The sequence below is a fragment of the Pedobacter humicola genome (genome assembly GCF_056490705.1).
In genome coordinates, this window is record NZ_JBWJIG010000023.1 from 1 (window position 1) to 20,287 (window position 20,287).

16 protein-coding genes are annotated in these 20,287 nt (G+C 39.7%); 7 read left to right on the forward strand and 9 right to left on the reverse strand.

The genetic code is table 11. The annotated features are described in order from the left end of the window. The first annotated feature begins 218 nt into the window (after nt 1-218). The 5 genes from AC04Q1_RS24250 to AC04Q1_RS24270 all read left to right on the forward strand — a co-directional run bounded on the left by AC04Q1_RS24250 (nt 219) and on the right by AC04Q1_RS24270 (nt 6,766). Nucleotides 219-1,394 (forward strand): acetyl-CoA C-acyltransferase, encoded by a 1,176-nt coding sequence (locus tag AC04Q1_RS24250; protein WP_478367137.1) that lies wholly within the window; start codon nt 219-221, stop codon nt 1,392-1,394. Between the two features lie 35 nt (nt 1,395-1,429). Beyond that, nucleotides 1,430-2,326 (forward strand): hypothetical protein, encoded by an 897-nt coding sequence (locus AC04Q1_RS24255; protein WP_478367138.1) that lies wholly within the window; start codon nt 1,430-1,432, stop codon nt 2,324-2,326. 135 nt (nt 2,327-2,461) lie between these two features. Further along, nucleotides 2,462-4,057 carry a peptide MFS transporter gene (locus AC04Q1_RS24260; protein ID WP_478367139.1) on the forward strand — a complete coding sequence of 532 codons (1,596 nt, stop codon included), beginning with the start codon at nt 2,462-2,464 and terminating at the stop codon, nt 4,055-4,057. 63 nt (nt 4,058-4,120) lie between these two features. After that, nucleotides 4,121-5,602: a peptide MFS transporter gene (locus AC04Q1_RS24265; RefSeq protein ID WP_478367140.1), complete on the forward strand. Its 1,482-nt coding sequence runs from the start codon at nt 4,121-4,123 to the stop codon at nt 5,600-5,602. A 408-nt stretch (nt 5,603-6,010) separates the two neighbouring features. Next, entirely contained in the window at nt 6,011-6,766 is a 756-nt protein-coding gene (locus tag AC04Q1_RS24270) for a polyprenol monophosphomannose synthase (protein ID WP_478367141.1), read from the forward strand. Nucleotides 6,767-6,822: 56 nt separating this feature from the next. On the opposite strand, the gene AC04Q1_RS24275 is transcribed toward AC04Q1_RS24270, so the two are convergent. The 4 genes from AC04Q1_RS24275 to dinB all read right to left on the reverse strand — a co-directional run bounded on the left by AC04Q1_RS24275 (nt 6,823) and on the right by dinB (nt 12,638). Then, a complete protein-coding gene (locus AC04Q1_RS24275; RefSeq protein WP_478367142.1) occupies nt 6,823-7,326 on the reverse strand; it encodes a YdeI/OmpD-associated family protein in 504 nt (167 codons plus the stop codon). Between the two features lie 378 nt (nt 7,327-7,704). Further along, the gene (locus AC04Q1_RS24280) at nt 7,705-8,280 is read right to left on the reverse strand and encodes a 2'-5' RNA ligase family protein (protein ID WP_478367143.1); all 576 of its coding nucleotides are present in this window, start codon (nt 8,278-8,280) and stop codon (nt 7,705-7,707) included. Between the two features lie 15 nt (nt 8,281-8,295). Then, entirely contained in the window at nt 8,296-11,313 is a 3,018-nt protein-coding gene (dnaE, locus tag AC04Q1_RS24285) for a DNA polymerase III subunit alpha (RefSeq protein ID WP_478367144.1), read from the reverse strand. A 2-nt stretch (nt 11,314-11,315) separates the two neighbouring features. After that, nucleotides 11,316-12,638 (reverse strand): DNA polymerase IV, encoded by a 1,323-nt coding sequence (gene dinB, locus AC04Q1_RS24290; protein ID WP_478367145.1) that lies wholly within the window; start codon nt 12,636-12,638, stop codon nt 11,316-11,318. A gap of 461 nt (nt 12,639-13,099) precedes the next feature. Here dinB and AC04Q1_RS24295 point away from each other — a divergent pair, with 461 nt between their 5' ends. Continuing rightward, the gene (locus AC04Q1_RS24295) at nt 13,100-13,273 is read left to right on the forward strand and encodes a hypothetical protein (protein ID WP_478367146.1); all 174 of its coding nucleotides are present in this window, start codon (nt 13,100-13,102) and stop codon (nt 13,271-13,273) included. 31 nt (nt 13,274-13,304) lie between these two features. Here the strand turns inward: AC04Q1_RS24295 and AC04Q1_RS24300 are convergent, their stop codons facing one another. From AC04Q1_RS24300 to proS, 5 genes are all read right to left on the reverse strand, one after another. Further along, complete coding sequence (locus AC04Q1_RS24300) at nt 13,305-13,952, reverse strand: response regulator (RefSeq protein WP_478367147.1); 648 nt, start codon at nt 13,950-13,952, stop codon at nt 13,305-13,307. Nucleotides 13,953-14,578: 626 nt separating this feature from the next. Then, nucleotides 14,579-15,193: a Crp/Fnr family transcriptional regulator gene (locus AC04Q1_RS24305; protein ID WP_478367148.1), complete on the reverse strand. Its 615-nt coding sequence runs from the start codon at nt 15,191-15,193 to the stop codon at nt 14,579-14,581. A gap of 116 nt (nt 15,194-15,309) precedes the next feature. After that, nucleotides 15,310-16,182 (reverse strand): TIGR02757 family protein, encoded by an 873-nt coding sequence (locus AC04Q1_RS24310; protein ID WP_478367149.1) that lies wholly within the window; start codon nt 16,180-16,182, stop codon nt 15,310-15,312. A 191-nt stretch (nt 16,183-16,373) separates the two neighbouring features. Next, a complete protein-coding gene (locus AC04Q1_RS24315; protein WP_478367190.1) occupies nt 16,374-17,525 on the reverse strand; it encodes a cystathionine gamma-synthase in 1,152 nt (383 codons plus the stop codon). A 70-nt stretch (nt 17,526-17,595) separates the two neighbouring features. Next, nucleotides 17,596-19,068, reverse strand: a complete 1,473-nt coding sequence (gene proS / locus AC04Q1_RS24320; protein ID WP_478367150.1) for a proline--tRNA ligase — start codon at nt 19,066-19,068, stop codon at nt 17,596-17,598. A gap of 199 nt (nt 19,069-19,267) precedes the next feature. Between proS and AC04Q1_RS24325 the strand changes: the two genes are divergently transcribed. Beyond that, the gene (locus tag AC04Q1_RS24325; protein ID WP_478367151.1) at nt 19,268-20,281 is read left to right on the forward strand and encodes a hypothetical protein; all 1,014 of its coding nucleotides are present in this window, start codon (nt 19,268-19,270) and stop codon (nt 20,279-20,281) included. The last annotated feature ends 6 nt before the right edge of the window (nt 20,282-20,287 follow it).

Consider the following 20,287-nt stretch of genomic DNA (forward strand, 5'->3'; position numbering starts at 1 on the left):
GGAAGCGGTAGCCCCGAAGCATGAGGGCTAAAGCAAACAGCAGGACTGAAATAGCCCAAGCACTACAACAGTACCTTTTCAAAAAACAGTTAAAAGCTTATTATTTTAACGCGCTAAAATCATCTTTTATACGTTATTTTTAGATGGCTCAGGTTTTGGAAACCTGGGCGGTTTGACTAACTTAGCGGCCTAACCAAAAATTCATAAATTTAGTTCACATGAAAGAAGTTGTAATTATTTCAGCTGTAAGAACCCCTATTGGCAGCTTTGGAGGCTCATTGGCTCAATTTTCTGCTACTCAGCTTGGTGGCTTCGCCATTAAGGCAGCCATTGAAAAAGCTGGTTTAAAACCAGAACAGATCCAGGAAGTTTATATGGGCAATGTGCTGTCGGCAAACCTTGGACAAGCACCTGCCACGCAGGCCGCAAAATTTGCCGGTTTACAAGATTTACCAGCAACCACTATAAATAAAGTATGTGCATCAGGAACAAAGGCGATTATGCTTGCTGCACAAAGCATTGCCAATGGCGATAACGATATTATTGTTGCCGGCGGAATGGAAAGCATGAGCAATGTGCCTTACTACCTTGATAAAGCAAGAAATGGCTACAGATTAGGGCACGGGCAGATTACAGACGGACTGGTAAAAGACGGCCTTTGGGATGTTTACAACGACTACCACATGGGATCTGCTGCCGAACTTTGTGCAACTGAATGTAACATCAGCAGAGAGACACAAGATAACTTTGCCATAACATCTTACAAAAGAGCACAGGCCGCACAAACCTCAGGCAAATTTGCTGGCGAAATTGTTGCAGTAGAAGTGAAAGACCGCAAAGGCGACATTACTTTGGTGGATACGGACGACGAACCCACAGCAGTTAAATTTGATAAAATACCTTCGTTAAAACCGGTTTTCAAAAAAGATGGGACCGTAACCGCGGCCAATGCCTCTACCTTAAATGACGGCGCCGCTGCATTGGTTTTAATGAGTGGCGATAAAGCAAAAGAATTAGGTTTAACACCTTTAGCCAGAATTTTAGGCTATGCTGATGCACAACAAGCACCAGAATGGTTTACCACTGCTCCATCTAAAGCCATTCCTCTGGCTTTACATAAAGCCAATATCGATATTAAGGATGTTGATTATTTCGAAATCAACGAAGCCTTTTCTGTAGTTTCCTTAGCCAATAATCAATTATTGAATTTGAGTGAAGATCAGGTGAATGTTAATGGTGGTGCGGTTTCTTTAGGTCACCCGCTTGGCGCATCAGGTGCCAGGATTGTAGTTACCCTCCTTTCGGTATTGACGCAAAACGATGGGAAGATCGGCGTTGCAGGAATCTGCAACGGTGGTGGTGGTGCCAGCGCGTTAGTTATCGAAAAATTATAATTTTGGACAGGTAGAATCTTCGCCGTTTATCATATATGAAATACATTAGATTTAATATCCTTATTGCTATGGGATTGTTAGGCTTTAACTTAAAAGCACAGCAAACTCCCAATAAATTAGTGGCTTTTCAGGATACACTGATCAAAATTTCTGCAAATGTTGTTACGGCACAAAGTGATACTCAAAAATTAGAATCAAACAGCAGGTTTGTTAAAACTTTGGTTGAAGCTTTAAAAACACCGAACTCTTTTGCATTCGCCTTCGATTCGCTTAAAAACATCTCTGTAATTAAATCACCAGATCAGGCTTTTAGGGTTTTGAGCTGGTACGTCCCATTAGAAGATGGATCTTACCGCTATTATGGAGCCATACAGATGAATACCAGAAGCGGCCCACTAAAGCTTTATCCATTGATCGATCAGACCGAAAACATGAGCGATCCGAATATCATTACCAATAACCAGAAATGGTTTGGTGCCAGGTACTACGAAATTGTTCCGGTAACCAGTGGTAGCCGACTTCCCTACTACGTACTTTTGGGCTGGAAAGGAAATACGCCGGTGACCACCAAAAAGGTAATCGAGATACTTTCCTTCGACAAGGACAGCCCTAGTTTTGGGGCACCTGTTTTTGATGGGAAAGAACTGAAGGGAAAAAACAGGGTGATATTTGAATACGCTAAGTCGAATGCCATGACTTTAAAAACGGATGTAAAGGCTGGAATGATCGTGTTCGACCATTTAGCGTCCTTCAATCCAGAAATGAAAGATACATTTGAATACCATGGATCAGATGGCACATTTGATGGCTTCAAAATTATTGGCGGAAAATTAAAACTTCAGGAAGATCTGACACTTAACAACGATCCGAATGCGAGTGACGAACTTTATGCCGACCCGAAGAAAAATGTAAAACCCGTCCGAAAATTCTGATTTTTAATGTAGCATTATCTTCACATTACTTAAAAATTTGTGAGTTTGGCAATCGCTGACTATATTGCGCCCTGCTAAACTAGCTTAAACAACACACAAATTCTGAATTCATAAACTAAAACCAACAAATGTTTTATGCAAACATCTAATGAAGCCATTAGTATTGACCATGATAAGGAGTTAGATCTCCATTTAAACAGTCAAGGTGTTTCCCCCGAAAAATTATTTAGCCATCCGGTTGGCCTTTTTGTACTCTTTTTTACCGAGATGTGGGAAAGATTCAGTTATTATGGCATGCGGGCCATTTTGGTTTTATTCCTGATTAGCGATTTAAGCAAAAACGGTTGGGGCTGGCCCCGGCCAGAAGCATTACAGCTTTACGCTATTTATACAGGTTTAGTATATTTCACACCAATACTTGGTGGTTTAATTGCAGATAGATTTACAGGTTATAGAAAAGCTGTGATCATCGGCGCTTTTATTATGACCCTGGGCCATGCAGCCATGGCAATGGAAGGCATTAGCACCAACTTTTTCTATGTTGGTTTATTGCTCTTAATTGTAGGTAACGGATTTTTCAAACCAAATATTTCATCCATAGTAGGTAAACTTTATCCACCTATCAGCGATAAAAAAGATAGTGCATACGCCATCTTTTATATGGGCATTAACTCTGGGGCATTTATCGGCATGCTAATGTGCGGTTATATTGGCGAAAAAGTGGGCTGGCATTATGGTTTTGGCCTGGCTGGTATTTTTATGCTTTTTGGTATGTTGCAGTTTTATTTCGCCCAAAAAATATTTGGCGTAATCGGCTCAGCTGTTGATAAAACCAAAGCGGTAGAAAAAGCAGATCCTACGGTAGAAGAAATCCCTAAAAAGGTGAGAAGTCAGCGTTTATGGGTAATTGCCATCCTGTCTATCTTTACGATCTTCTTTTGGATGGTATTCGAACAAGCAGGTGGTTCGATGACCATTTTTGCTAAAGATTATACCCTAAGAAATTTAACAGGCGGAGCAGCCACAACTTTTAAATGGGTTGACGCCATTCTGACCATATTTCCATTGGTAGCCGTAACTTTTGTGCTGCTTTCGCTAGCAGGTAAAATTTTTAAAAAATATCCGGCAACCATCTTATTTACTTTACTAAGTTTTGTGATTATCTGGGTGCTGGCCATCTGGAAAGTAAGCAGAGAAATGGGATCGGTAAGTACCGAAGTGCCAGCTTCATGGTTTAGTGTATTAAACTCTTTCTTTATTGTATCGTTAGCGCCTATTGTTTCTAAAATATGGGAAACCAAATTTAATCCAAGCGGTCCTGTAAAGTTCGGTTTTGGATTAATTTTCGTAGGGATCGGTTTTGCTGGTTTAGCCTATGGTGGATCTTCAATCCCGCAGGGTGCTACCTCGGCAGAAGTAAGTTTATTCTGGTTAATTTTTGCTTATTTCTTCCATACCGTTGGTGAATTATGTATTTCTCCGGTTGGATTATCTTATGTAAGTAAGCTTGCTCCTTCAAATTTAGTGGGCTTGATGTTCGGTGTATTTTTTACCTGTACCGCTATCGGCAATTACCTTGCGGGTGCTACCGGATCATTGATCGACAAAATCAGTTCTGCTTATTCCATTTCTACATTCTTCTTAATTTTCACCATTATACCAATTGTTGCGGGTTTGATTATGTTTGCCATCAGCCCGATTTTGCGCAAATGGATGCACGGTGTTCACTAATTTAAAAATACTTTTACCAAAAAGCCCGACCTCGATCGGGCTTTTAATTTTTAATCATATTTCATGGAAAAAACAGTTTCAATAGAAGATATTCAAAACTTTGAGGGTAAATATCCAAAACAGCTCTGGCATCTATCGCTGGTAGAAATGTGGGAGCGTTTCTGCTTTTATGGCATGCGTGGGGTATTGGCTTTCTTTATGGTTGAGCAGTTGGGCCTAAGTGATCAAAAATCGAACCTGCAGTATGGTGCCATACAGGCTTTTGTGTATGCCTTTACCTTTATAGGTGGTATTTTTGCTGATAAGATTTTAGGGTTCAGAAAATCGTTGTTCTGGGGAGGCTCGCTGATGATTATCGGTAACCTGATCCTGGCTTTCTCTCCACACGACCTGTTTTATGTCGGCATTACCCTATCTATTATCGGAACAGGTTTCTTTAAACCGAACGTATCATCAATGGTGGGCGAACTTTACCACGAAAAAGACAACAGAAGGGACGCAGGTTACGGACTTTTCTATGCCGGGATTAACGTAGGTGGATTATTAGGTGGTGCAATGTGTATTTATCTTGGTAAGTACTACAGCTGGCATTTGTGTTTCCTATCAGCCGCATTGGTAATGATGTTTGGTCTGGGCACGTTCATCTTCACTAAAAAACATTTGGGACCAATCGGAAACTCTCCCTTATTACACCTTAAAAAATCAAAACAACAGTTGTCAGAAATAGCCGTTTACGCAGGCTCCATACTGTGTATCCCATTGATTTACATCATGGTAAAAAATACTGCTTTTACTGATTATTTCATGTACACTATTGGTGTGGTTGCGTTGATTTATTTCCTTTACGAAACGTTTAAAATAAAAGATAAAAAAGCACAGTACAAATTGCTTGCGGCATTCGTTTTTATCTTTTGTTATTTCATTTTCATGGCTATATCCGAGCAAAGCGGTGGTTCGCTATCCTTATTTGCAAAAGATAACCTGGATCAAAGAATCCTATTCTTCAATATCGATCCCAATGTGGTAAACAATAGCGTTAACTCATTTTTTGTGATTGTTTTTAGTCCGATTGTGGGTATTTTATGGCTGGGATTATATAAACGAAAAATCGAACCCAATACCGTTGTAAAATTTGGGATCGGTTTCCTTTTACTGGCGCTAAGTTTTTATGTTTTTTACGCTACCCGGTTCTTCGCCAACGTACAGGGCATTAGTTCTTTAAATGTATTTACCCTCGCCTATCTGCTATTAACCTTGGGCGAACTTTGTCTGGGACCGATCGGAATGTCGATCATTACCAAACTTTCGCCAAAGAAAATGTTCGGGATGATGATGGGACTTTGGTTTTTATCGAGTGCTTTCGGTCAGTTGGCTGCCGGAAAATTAGGCGCTGAGATGTCCAGTATTGATCATGCATCTTTAACCACTAAATTGATGGCTTATACAGAAGGTTACAAAGCATTGGCCCTATATTCATTAATCGCAGGCTTAGCGCTGATCATCTTTTCGCAACTGGTTAAAAGGTTGATGCAGGAGGTGAGCTAACCCTTTTATTATCATTCTGATCCGATAGCCATCGGATATAAAGAAGAATCTTTTATTGAATTTAACTAAAACCAAGAGTCTTCAACTAGGCTCAGACCCACAGGTGTTACAAAGGCGTTACGTTTCAATAAGATTTGAAAATGAGCGAACGGTGGTTCTTGGAGGTTAGTCGGGATTTGCAATCCTGTCTTAAGAACTTTGAATTTGTAATCCTTCAAAAATAAGACCAGATGCAAGTCCGGAGCACAAGGATCCGGATTGCAAATCCGGACCAACAAGAACGGAATAAGGCGAATTCATGAAAAATCGTGATGATTCCACATTTAATATTTACTTTCGCAGTTTAAAAGCAATTGTGCAAATCATATAACACGCGAAGCTTACATTATTAAAAAAACCACAACAAACGTGTCAGATAGTTTAGTCATCATACCCACCTACAACGAGAAGGAAAATATCGAGAAAATCATCAGAAAGGTTTTTTCTTTAACACAGCCCTTTCATGTTTTAATTATTGATGATGGCTCTCCTGACGGGACCGCTGAAATTGTAAAATCGTTACAAGCGGAATACGAAGGGCATTTATTTATCGAAGAACGCGCTGGTAAACAAGGCTTGGGCACTGCTTATATCTATGGCTTTAACTGGGCTTTGCAAAGAGATTACGCCTATATTTTCGAAATGGATGCCGATTTCTCACATAATCCTGAAGATTTGTCGCGCTTGCGGGAAGCTTGTGTAAATGGTGCAGATGTAGCCATAGGTTCCCGATATGTTAAAGGTGTAAATGTAGTAAACTGGCCGATGGGCAGGGTATTGATGTCGTACTTTGCTTCAATGTACGTGCGTTTTATCACCCGTATCAATATTCAGGATGCCACTGCTGGCTTTAAATGTTATCGCCGCATTGTCTTGGAAACCATTCCATTAAATAAAATTAAGTTTGTGGGGTATGCCTTTCAGATTGAAATGAAATTTACGGCCATTAAATTCGGTTTTAAAGTAGTAGAAGTGCCAATCATCTTTACCGACCGTACCGAAGGCACGTCAAAAATGAGTACCCGCATTTTTAGGGAAGCTTTTTTAGGTGTTATCCAGATGAAGGTTTGGAGTTGGTTTAGAAAATATAATCGGGAGTCCGAAGTCGGGAGTCCGAAGTCTTAAGTTTAGAGCTCTAAGTGCTTAGCTATTTACACTTTGCAAAACTCTAAATTCCAAACTCACAACTTACTTTCCCTGATCATCGTCCCAAAGTCTTGCCCCTTGTCCATCGCTTTAACCGTCATGACGATTCTTTTGGTGCGTGTGGGTTCGGTTTTAGCCTGGTTAATCCAGTTGATATAATAGTTCTGATGCGATTTAGGCTGTTTTAAAAAATTATGCATCAGATGTTCTTCTTCCGACAGACAGATTTCGAGATCTTCGGGCATTTCAATTTTAAAGGCTTTATCTTCTTCTAAAAAGAGTTCAACATTGGCTCCGGCTTCTTTCTTGAGCTTTTTACGGACTTCGCCTTTTAAGGCAATAATAAAATCGCCCTCCCCCATGGGGATGGTTGCCATTCCGCTAACTTCCAATTGATCTATCTTCCCTTTTACCCTGAAACTCTTTTTACAACCAGGTTTAATTTCGTTGGCCAGTGTTGCCGGAATAAACACATAACTCCAACCGGTTTTTTCACCCATGGTTTCGAAACGCTCTATCTCTGCTTTGAAGTAGATCATGGTTTAAATATAAAAAATATGTTTTACTGATAATAAAAAAGATTGATTAGCAGCAGATGCAAACGTTTTTTGTAACCATATAAGGCATTTAAGGAACATATAAGTATAAATCGCTACGGAAAAACCTTCGAGTTCGCTCAGAATGAGCGCCCTAATAGAACGGCTATCAGCTGAAGCAATGCGGAATGGAGAAATCGATATCGCAGATTTCTCCTCATAGGAACTCCTGTGGAGCACTGCGGTCGAAAGGACGACTACTCACGATTAAATACATTTTTCAACAAATAAGCTATACCAAATATTATTCGGCTCAAAAAAAAGCCATTTCATGAGCCGATTAGCAGGATTAATCGGCTCATAAGTTTAAATTACTGCTAATTAAAATAATAAAAATTGCCCTTCTTTTAGGGGATTGCCTAATAATTTAAACTCATTAATAACCACAAACTGCTTTTTAACTTCATCAAGTTTACGAATGGCAATCGTATCACAATTAAATGTGATGCTGATATTCTCATACAAATTTTCTGCCTGATCAATTTGAGCCGAACTCAATTCACGCCCTATTGAAATATGTGCGTTACCGCCGTTTATTGTATTTTTAGACCTAAGCCTCTTCCTAAAAGCTTTCAAAAGATCATTCAGGTATAATTTGCACGAATCACTAGGAAGCAAGACAATTGCCTGGCTAAATTTTGATAAACTTAAAGAATCAAAAGTTACTTCTTGTGCGCTTTGTAAACGACAAATCCTCTCTATGCATCTTTTGTAAACAACCAATTCGTATTGATCTGCTAAAAACTCAATGATCGTAATATGTGCGGCTGAATTTCTGCTCGCATACCAGCCAATTTTAGACCAGAGTAGATCTTTCAAAACTTTAACCTCATCAATTGTTTCAGTTTGAGGGTAAACAACTATTGAATACCACTCTTTTTTTAATTTTAAATCCATATCAATTTATTTTATTTAATCAATCGCCACCGGGTTCATCCGGATATCCAGCTTGGCAAACTTCAATACCTCGATGCTCTGAAAGCCAAAATCCTCCACTACCTTACCCAAAATCAGATAACAGCCTTTTCCTTTAAATGGATACATAGGTGTGGTATTGGGAAAATGGGTGGTATCAAAAAAGTCGCCATTGGCATCTAAAAAAGTTCCGAACCACATTTTGGTATTCTTAATGGTATGCACTGTTTTTTCGCATACATAGTTCCCTACCATCCTTACCGTTTCACCCAAATGTTTGTGCATATCGGCGGCCATGGTGTCGCCGCGGTAGGCTGTTTTTAAAAAATCGAACATATCGTAATTAAGCGGATAACCCAACAGCTCCAATTCGGTATAGGCATTTTCCAGTTCCGAATCGGCCAGTTCGGGAAGCTGATAGGTTTTATAGCTCAGCTTAAAAAGCTCGGCATGGTTTACTTTCTTTTGCTTAAAACCAAGGTAATTGTGTACATCCCAAAGCAGGGTTTTCCGATCTTTTCCGGTAAAACGCAAAGCACCCAAGCGGATTAAAATAATGGCCTGTTCAAGCGAAATGCAGGTCCGTTTTACAAAATCTTCGAGATCGCGGTACAAACCATTTGCCTTACGTTCATGGGCAATAATTCTGATATTTTTCTCTTCCAAACCTTGAATGCCGATAAAACCCAGATAAGCATCTTTGCCGGTTATATTCACCACCTCATCGCTACGGTTAACACAGGGCAAATGTACCCTTGCCCCTGTTTTTTGCAGCTCGTGTACATATACCCACCTGCTGTAAAAGCCTCCATAATTATTCAATACGGCAACCATAAATTCCATTGGATAATAGGTTTTGAGATACAAACTCTGGTAACTTTCTACGGCAAAGGAAGCCGAGTGCGCTTTAGAAAAACTATAACCTGCAAAAGAAGATATCTGTCGCCATACTTCGGCGATCAGTTCTTCTAAATGGCCTTCATTTCGGGCCGAAACAAAAAACTTGTTCACCAGTTCGTCGAAGGCAAGTTTTGAACGGTATTTACCGCTCATGGCTTTACGGAGGATATCGGCATCGGCCAGATCCAGTCCCGCAAAATAATGGCACACTTTAATCACATCTTCCTGATACACCATTACACCATAAGTTTCGCTAAGCCGCTCTTTCATCACCTCGCAGAGGTATACCACTTTATCGGGCGCATGATAGCGTTCGATATATGATTTCATCATACCCGAACTGGCTACACCCGGGCGGATAATCGAACTGGCCGCCACGAGGGTAAGGTAATTGTCGCATTTTAGTTTTTTGAGCAATTGCCTCATGGCTGGCGATTCGATGTAAAAACATCCGATAGGCTGTCCTTCTTTAAGAATGTCGTTTAACTTCTGGTCAGTTTTAAAAGTTTTAAAATCGTGGATATCGATATCCACGCTCTTGTTTTTCTTAATGAGCTGTACGGCCTCACGGATATGCCCTATACCCCGCTGACTTAAAATATCGAATTTCTCATAACCAATGGCCTCGGCTTCGTACATATCCCATTGCACCGTTGGGAAGCCTTTAGGTGGCATATCCAAGGCGGTATAATAGGTAATCGGTTCTTCAGAAATCAAAATCCCCCCGGCATGGATAGAACGTTGGTTGGGCATCCCTTTCATGTAATGGTACACGGCCAATAACTTTTGATACGTGGCGTTGCGTAAATTTTCACGTTCTTTGGTGGGATCGGTAAAACCATCAATTTCACCTTTGGGTAGTCCCAAAACCTTGCCGATTTCCCTAATGATTGCCCGGTCTTTAAAGGTGCTCATCGTGCCCAAAAAAGCAACATGCCACTTGGGATAGCGTTCAAAAATATATTGTTGTATGGTTTCTCTTTCATCCCATGCAAAATCGATATCAAAATCTGGCGGACTTGTTCTTTTTTCGTGCAGGAAACGTTCGAAATACAGATCGAGATCAATCGGGTCTACATCCGTAATGCGCAAACAATAGGCTACAATGCTGTTGGCACCCGAGCCACGGCCAACGTGATAGAAACCACAGGTGTTCATGGCATAATTTACAATATCGTAGGTGATGAGGAAATAGGCACAGAAATTTTTGAGCTCGATAATCCGTAGTTCTTTTTCCAAACGTTTAAGGGCTTCCGCATTATTTTCGCCATAACGGTACTTAAGCCCTTCTTCGGCCAGCTTACGGAGCATTTTTTTATCACCTGCCAAACCCTCATTGGTATAATGAAACTTATTCTTCGATGAGGGCACAGCAGTATTTTCGAAATAAGCACTTAAATCGCAACTGTTAAGCAGTTTTTGTGTGTTCTGAACGATAAAAGGATAGCGTTCGAACTGCTGTGTGAGGGTTACTTCGGGAACCAGAAACTCATCAGGATCGCATTTCTGCCAGTCGGGCACTTTACTTAAAAGCGTATTAAGCTCAATCGCCCTAAAATATTGGTGCAGGCGATGCGTAATTTTATCACTTACCGTAACGGGATGCCACACCAACAGTTTTTCCTTTTGTTTTAAAATTGGATGTCCGTACAAAAGGTTGAGCTGTTTACCGCGGATACCTACAAATTCGTTTGCTTTTAGTGTTTGCTGAAAAGTTTTTTGAAAGGGATAAATGATATAGACATTTTTCATTTCAGGCGGAATTTCAGGCAGCGGAATATGGTTGATATTATGACAGCTCAAAAACTCATTCAGCTCCCGCATGCCTTCCCTGTTCCTGGCAATGCCTACATACAACAAACGGTTATCGATTCGAAACTCGATCCCAGCTAACGGTTTAATCTGATACGGAATATTGCCTTTATGGATCTCATCAGCTTCTTTGGGAATGCCCTGTTTATAACACTCACGGATAAACTCTACCGCTCCAGTAGAATTGTTAATATCGGTCAGTACCATTTGGTGAATCCCAAGATTCCGCGCAGCAGCAATCAACTGATCGATACTCAGCGTACCATATTTTAGGCTATAAGCAGAATGAACATTTAAAAACATAACTAATCATAAGATTTAGTACCTACTGTGCCTTTTTCGCTCATAAAACTCCTGATCTTCGACCGTTTTCTTGCTTCTGGTTGTTCCTTTGACTCTTCTTCAGTAGTATTTTCGATCAGGATTTTCTTTTTCCGGGGATTGTATTTAATCACCTTTCCTTTTTCATCACGGGGCGGCTGCGTCACAATACAGGCTTTTACCACCGCTTCGGCGCCATAGTTATTGCGCACCTTATCCATGGCCTGGTAAAGACTGTATTCTTCTTCGGCGATATTGTATAAACCTATCTGCTCGTAACCACTTACCAGATGCGAAAGCTTTACGCCCACCAGTCGCAGCAACATCCGTTTGGCATACACCTTCTCGAACAGGTGATGTGCTTTGCTGATCAAAAAAGAATCGAGCGAGGTATATGGAATCCGCTCCTGCTGGGTTACCGTTTCGAAATTGGTATAACGCACCGTAACGGTGATGCAGGCAGTTAGTTTTTTCTGGTTGCGCAACTGGAAGGTGAGGCTGGTAACCATTCCGGTAATGATGGCTTTTAGTTTGGCCATATCCATGGTATCACTTTCAAAGGTAGCTTGTGTACCGATCGATTTTCTTTCGCGGTAAGGCACAACGGGAGAAAGGTCGATGCCGTTGGCTTTTTGCCATAAACTTAAGCCATGCTGTCCGAGTATTTTAAACATCAACTGTTGCGGGATCTGGGTGAGAGTAAGGATTTCGCGCACGCCCATTTCACTCAGTTTTTTATAGGTAGCGTGACCAATGCCCGGGATTTTATGAATGGCCAGGGGGTCGAGAAAGGGCCGTAATTCAGGAAAGGTAACCTGCCGCTCACCATCAGGTTTCGATTCGTTGGTGGCAATTTTGGCTACGGTTTTATTAATAGACAGGCCAAAGGAAATAGGTAGCCTCATTTCCCTGATAATCGTCTGCCGGAGTTCCGACGCGAATTTCATACAGCCAAAAAAGCGGTCCATCCCCGTCATATCGATATAATGTTCATCAATGCTGGCTTTCTCAAAAAGTGGAACTTTATCGGCAATGATCTCGGTGATTTCATGAGATGCTTTGGAATATTCTTCCATATCACCTTTTAAAAATACAGCCTGCGGACAAAGCAGTTTGGCTGTTCGCCCCGGCATGGCCGAGTGCACCCCATATTTACGGGCTTCGTAACTGCAGGATGCCACAACGCCCCTATCGCCACCGCCGCCAATAATTACCGGCTTGCCAATTAAATTGGAATTCTTTCTAATTTCTACCGACACAAAAAATGCATCTTGATCCATATGAATAATCTGCCTCTCTTTTTCCATTTCTGTACAATTGGGATGATTGAATTCAAAAATACTAATATTTTTAGCTTCACAAGAAATAAAACTATCTTAATTTTAAACAAAATACTAACAATATTAGCTTTATAAATTTATTCCTGAACGGAGTCGAAGGATCGTTTAACCATATAAGATGGATAAGGAACATATAAACTTACATATCCTTACATGGCTACAATCCGTGTGCAGACTAAAAGCCTTTAGCTACGTCGGACTGACAAAACAAAAGATGAATCAAACCATTAAACCGCTGGTGGTTGGATAATTTGGTTAAAAGGTATTAATAATCATGAAACAGGCCTTCGATTACATCCAGGTTTACAAAATGGGGAGAACTCAAAGAGAAAGTTTAGAGGATGGAACCCAGCTGTTTGTGCTAAACCTTTGTGGTATAAAAAAACTTTGATCAGTTTAAGTTGTTATATCATTAAAAAACTGATTATATGGGAACTAAAGAGAAAGAAAACGGGGATAAAACCAAAGGCAGCTCAAAAGGAAAAGCATCCTTTGATCAAAATGGGAAGGGCGCTTCGGCCAAATTTGGGCAAGCAGGCTCAACCCCGAACGAATCGGGAGAGAACGGACCTGGTACTATTAATAAAAACAAAAAAGCCTAATGGAAAAGATAAAAAGAGTGAAACACTCTTTTTATCTTTCATAAATGCTCATTTTTTCAGCAAGCTCTATAATGCTTTTTATTTTTAGTTTTTGAAAAAGTCTTAATTTATAAGTACTCACGGTACCCATCTGGAGATTCAGCTGATTAGATATCTCCAATACACCAATACCTTTTGTCAGTAATTCTGCAACTTCCAATTCCCTACCAGAAAGTTTGGTAAAAGGGTTGTCCGCATCATTACCCAATATGCTGTTAAACATATTTTCTTTCACATTTCTGCTCGAATAACGGCTGCCGGCCAAAATCGTAGTAATGGCTGTTACAATCTCCGATTCTTCTGCATTTTTGGTTAAATATCCGGATGCACCCGATTTTAAGTAAGGAACCGCATAAATATTCTCATTCAAAGAAGAAAATACCAGGATTTTTGCATTAGGTTGAACCAATTTTAGCTGATCAATTACTTTAAGATTGTTCCCTCCAGGTAAATTTACATCAATGATGATTAAACTAGGCGACTTTTCTGTTTCCACAAGCGCCTGCTCTAAAGTTGAAGCATGGATGATTTCGACACCAGGCCAAAAATCTGATATTAAACCTTTTAAGCCACGACGGATGATTTCATGATCATCAGCGATGAGCACGCTAAAGGTACTTACGGCATTTTTTGTTTTCATTATTTTAAGGATATTGTGCAAGTTAATAAAAAGTTATTTTTTTGTACGCAATTGTGGCTATTTTTTCGCCCAAATATGTAAATATTATTATACACAACTTTACAATTTTGTTAATAACTCCTAAAAAATGTCAATCTTATGTTTTGTGTAATGAACAAACAATGGATTAAAGCCCTATTTATCCTCTGCTATAACCTTTAATAAACTCATGATGAAGGATATCATAAAGAAATTTCTATTTACTATTGAAAACGCTTATATGATGCCAGGGCATAATTTCTAGGCTTTTCTCCGCTGTATATCATCTTATCATACAACTACAGTTCAATTTGATAAGAAATCAATACACATCAATACTATAACCATTTTAAAACGTTTCAGTTTACACGCTTGTATACAATATTTTAGGCTATTTTAACATGATGGAGATATACGGCAAAAATGTTTCTTTTATATTACGCTAATAGTAAGAAATTTTATTGATAAAAATCAACAATTATTTTAAAAAAGTAAATTTTATAATACACATTAATTTCAGAATAAAATATCATGATCAAAAAAGGGTTAAGACCTGGCAAGCCCTAACCCCATTTTCTTTCAAAAAAAGGTATAATTAATTACAAATACTACATCTTGGCCCTGATTCTGCTAAGCGTTTCCAGGCGAATAGCCAAAAATGATGCAATATGTTTTAAAGAAACCCTATGAATTAAATCTGGAAAAGAAATTAAAAACCTTTTATATCTTTTTTCTGCTGATGAAATTCTGCACAAATAAGCCCGTTCTTCTGCAGAACGGTAATATAATTCCATCATCTTTCTTCCTACAATATTGGCTTCAGGGAAATTTTCATACAAATATTCAGACAGCACATGTGGGATAGCGATCAAGTCTACATCTTCCAATGCCTGTAAATACTCATCCGAATCGCCATCTATCCATAAATTGCGTATCGTACCCACCACCTCATTTTCTTTGGCAATCCAGGTCGTGATTTCATTCGTACCATCCTTAATAAAACCTCTAACCACTCCTCTCACAATTAAAAAAAGGAATTTATTGCGATCTACTGGCGAAACTAAATATTTATTTTTCTTGTAACTAACTGGGAATGTATGCTGATTGATGCGTTTTTCAATCTCATCATTGAGGGGATGAAATTTCTTAAAAACCGAAACCAGAGGAGAAGAATTATTGTATTTCTTCCATCTATCTTCATCAGATAAGTTGACTGCGAGCATAGGGACAACAATTGGGACAGACAAAACCTGCTAACTGGGGCAGGATTACTATGTAAGTATAAGAAGATAGAATTGAAAAAAAAATTTTTTTTTGATTTTTATTAATTGATAATTTCTTAAAGTATCTTCTCTACCCCTAGTCCAAACAATGCAAAATCATACTTAACGGGATCCATCGCATCAAACTGTTTTAAATTTTCGGTTAATTCTACTGCAGTCAACCAATCTGTTTGCTTTCTATTAATCAAACCCAATAAGCGCCCTACCCGATCAACATGTACATCACAGGGACAGATCAGGTCTTTTGGTTTAAGCGTATTCCAAATCCCAAAATCGACACCTTTGCCATCTGTTCTCACCATCCATCTTAAAAACATATTTAAACGTTTACAGGTAGATTTCTGCTTTGGTGAAGAGATGTGTTTCTTTGTGCGGTGAGGAAAATCTTCCAAAGAGAAAAAATACTGCCTGAAATAATTCAATGCCTGTTCTATAGAGAAATTTAATGTTCCGGACAAACACACTTCCGACGCAAATCCTATTTCTTCTGTGGGGTTTGAAACTTCTAAATATTCCGGCCTGAAAACATCTTTTTGTGGAATAAAGGCTTGCTCCAGGCTATCAAAATCCTGATAATGCTGCTTAAAGAAAGAAATAAAATAAAGTAAATCGGTATCATTGAAGGTGCGGTGTTTAAAATTCAGCAATCGTTTCAATTCATCATCAGTATGGTTTAAAACAAAATCGTGAGGCGCATTGTCCATCCGGTTAAGCAGCTCCCTACACTTGTTAATGATCGTTTTCCGTTGCCCCCAGGCTAAAACCGCAGCAAAAAAACCTGCAATTTCGATATCCTGTTTTTTTCCAAAAAGATGTGGAATGCAAACCGGATCGTTTGTTATAAAATCCGGTTGATTGTATTGTTCAACTTTATGATCAAGAAAATTCTTTAACTCCAGAAATTGCATCGTTAATTTTGTTTTAGACATAAATGGCAACACAATTATTACCATTTAAACCGGATTGAAACGGCATCCTTTTTTGTTTTTTACTACTTCTGATAAAGCAGATACCTCAACATAAAGATTTAGTGTAAGCCAGACTACCTTTAATAATTGCACAGCCTTGCTTTACAAAAAGAAAAACCGGACAGCTATTTATGATCTGCCCGGTTAAAATATTATGCTAACGCATTTGCCAGATCTTCCAAAAGATCATCGATATCTTCTACCCCAACACTTAAGCGCAACAGATTGTCGGTTACGCCCACTTTTTCTCTTTCTTCTTTCGGGATAGAGCCATGGGTCATTGTAGCAGGGTGATTAATTAAAGACTCGACCCCGCCTAAAGATTCGGCCAGGGTAAACACTTTAAAATTAGAGGAGATTCTAAAAGTTTCCTGAAGATCGGCACCCTTTAAGGTGATCGAAATCATACCTCCAAAACCACGCATCTGTTTTTTTGCAACATCATGGTTAGGATGATCTTCAAAACCAGGCCAATAGATTTTATCCACCTTTGGATGCGTTTTTAAATAATGCGCAATACGCTCGCCGTTTTCGCAATGAGCCTTCATTCTTAAATGAAGTGTTTTAATCCCCCTTAACACCAAAAAAGCATCCTGCGGACCTGGTGTCGCACCACAGGCGTTATAAATAAACCAAAGGTCTTTGTATAGTTGCTCATCATTTGTTACCAAAGCCCCCATCACTACGTCAGAGTGGCCTCCGATGTACTTGGTTACCGAGTGCATTACAATATCAGCACCTAAATCGATCGGGTTTTGCAGATATGGTGAAGCAAAGGTATTGTCGACAGTGAGGATTAAATTCTTCTCTTTTGTAATTTTTGCCACGCCTTCAATGTCGATAATCTGCATCGTTGGATTGGTAGGTGTTTCTATCCAAACCAATTTGGTTTTATCATTGATGTACGGCAACATATTTTCAGGCTTAGAAAGATCCAGAAAATGAAATTTAATTCCGTATTTGGCATATATTTTAGTGAAAATTCGATAAGATCCTCCATAAAGATCATTTCCGGTGATGACCTCATCGCCAGGTTGCAATAATTTTAATACGGCATCTGTTGCGCCCATCCCGCTCGAAAAAGCCAGACCATATTTGGCATTTTCCAATGCAGCCAAACAATCTTCCAGGGCTTTACGCGTTGGGTTTGTCCCTCTTGAATATTCATATCCCTTATTGTCGCCGGGAGATTTCTGCCAATAGGTAGAGGTTTGATAAATCGGTGTCATTACTGCACCTGTTGTTGGATCAGGCTCTTGACCTGCATGTATAGCTTTGGTTGCGAATTTCATTTTTTCTGAGATTTGAGATGTGAGATTTGAGATTTGAGATGTAAGACGAGATCCAATCTCACATCTCAAGTCTCACATCTAGTTAATACGCTCTTGCGAACAATACCCTTTGGATAGAAGGTTTTCCAGTATAAATACAAACGCCATCTTCCAGTTTATTATCTAAAGGAATACAACGGATGGTTGCTTTTGTTTCTTCTTTTATTTTTTGTTCAGTTTCTGGTGTTCCATCCCAGTGTGCAGAAATAAAACCAGCTTTGGTATCCAACAATTGTTTAAATTCTTCGTAGCTATTGGCTTCAGTGATGTGTTCGTCACGGTAAGCCAACGCTTTATTAAACATACTTTGCTGAATATCTTCCAACAATTTTACTATGTAAATATCTAGGCCTTCCTGAGGAACAGTTTGTTTCAATTTAGTATCCCTACGGGCAATTTCAACGGTTTTGTTTTCCAGATCACGGCCACCAATGGCAATGCGGATGGGCACACCTTTTAATTCGTAATCGGCAAACTTAAATCCCGGGCGTTGTGTATCCCTGTCATCAAATTTCACAGAAACACCCAAACCTTTTAAACGCATTGTTAATTCGTTTACATAACTGGAAATCTTAGCCAAATCTTCATCACCCTTATAAATCGGAACAATAACCACTTGTATCGGTGCCAGTTTTGGTGGAATGACCAACCCGGAATCATCACTGTGCGCCATAATTAGCGCCCCCATTAAACGGGTAGAAACCCCCCATGATGAAGCCCAAACGTGATCTAATTTTCCATCTTTACCTGTAAATTTAACATCAAAAGCCTTGGCAAAATTCTGACCCAAAAAGTGCGAAGTACCAGCTTGTAAAGCTTTACCATCCTGCATTAATGCTTCAATGCAATAGGTATCTAAAGCACCTGCAAATCTTTCGTTGGCCGTTTTGCGCCCCCTGATTACAGGAACCGCTAGCCAGTTTTCAGCAAAATCGGCATAAATATGCAACATACGTTCTGTTTCCTCAATGGCTTCCTGGGCTGTAGCGTGTGCGGTATGACCTTCCTGCCACAAGAATTCTGCTGTACGCAAAAATAACCTGGTACGCATTTCCCATCTTACCACATTCGCCCATTGGTTAATTAAAATAGGCAGGTCGCGATAAGATTGAATCCACCCTCTATACGTATTCCAGATGATGGTTTCGGAAGTTGGCCGAACGATTAATTCCTCTTCTAACTTCGCTGTTTCATCCACTACAATATTTCCGTTACCGTCATTTTTCAAACGATAATGTGTTACAACGGCACATTCTGTCGCAAAACCCTCAACATGAGAAGCTTCCTTAGAGAAAAATGACTTTGGGATGAATAATGGAAAATAGGCATTTTGGTGGCCCGTATCCTTAAACATCTTATCTAAAACAGCCTGCATTTTTTCCCATATGGCATATCCATTTGGCTTAATCACCATGCAACCGCGCACAGCAGAGTGCTCTGCTAAATCTGCTTTTAATACAATATCATTATACCACTGGGAATAATCTGCTTCTCTACTTGTAATTTCTTTGCTCATGTTATGTATTTGGAACGTAATTTGTACGTTAAAAAGTGTAAAATTCGATGGCAAATTTATAAATTTATGCCTACAAACAATTAACAAATAAAATCAATTATTTGTATCGTTTTTTTGACTAAATAAATAGTTAATAATTAGTTACTTTTGAAACTTGTTTATTAAATTCGGTGAACACACACAACTAAATATAAACACAATGAAACCAATTAAATTTTTACCCATTGTAATGATTGCCGCCGCTGGGTTGGTGGCATCATGCGCTACATCAAAATTGGCTCAAACCAAGCCATCTGATGATGTATATAATTCTGTAGCTAAGGCTAGAGAGGTGGAAGTGGTGCTTCCTTCACAAAACCAGCAAGGCCAACAATATCAGGCCCAAGACCAACAGCAGGAATACGACGAATATTATGGAACTAGCAATCCATATTATGACATGGATTATTCTTCGAGGATAAACCGTTTTTATAATGGCTATAGTTTCCAGGGTTATTACGATCCTTATTTTGATAATTATTACTATGGCAGCAGCTACGGACCTTCTAACTATTTAGGTTATGGCCTTGGCTGGAACAGCGGTTATGGCTTAGGTGGCTGGGGCGGCGGTTTCGGTTATGGCAGCATCTGGAGCAATCCGTTTTATTATGGCAACTTCGGTTATGGATGGAATAATCCTTACGGATGGAACTCCTGGGGGCCTTACTCTTATTACGACCGTTACGGTTGGGGCGGTGGATATTACGGCGGTGGCTGGGGTATCGGCGGTGGATATTATGGTGGTGGTGGAGTATATACCAACAGAGGTAGTTACAGACCAAGACCTGGAAGTGATGACAGAGGTACACCAAGATATGGCAATGGTAATGGCGGCAATGTAGGCAGACCAAGCAGATCTGGTGTAGCCAATCAAAATGGCGGTATATCTTACCAACCGAATAACAACGCTGGCCGACCTGTAAGAACGCAAACCGGAGGTTATGCACAGGGTCAAAATAATCAAAGTGGCAGACCTACCAGAAACGACGGTTATTCACCTCAAGGCACCCAAAGCAGCAGACCTACAAGAAACGAAAACTATACCCCACAACAACCTGCAAGAACAGAAAGCAGACCTAGTTACTCACCTCCACCATCAAATGGCGGAGGCGGTGGTTCTACTGGCGGAGGCGGCGGTGGTGGTTCAAGACCATCAAGAGCTGGAAGAGGTTAATTATAA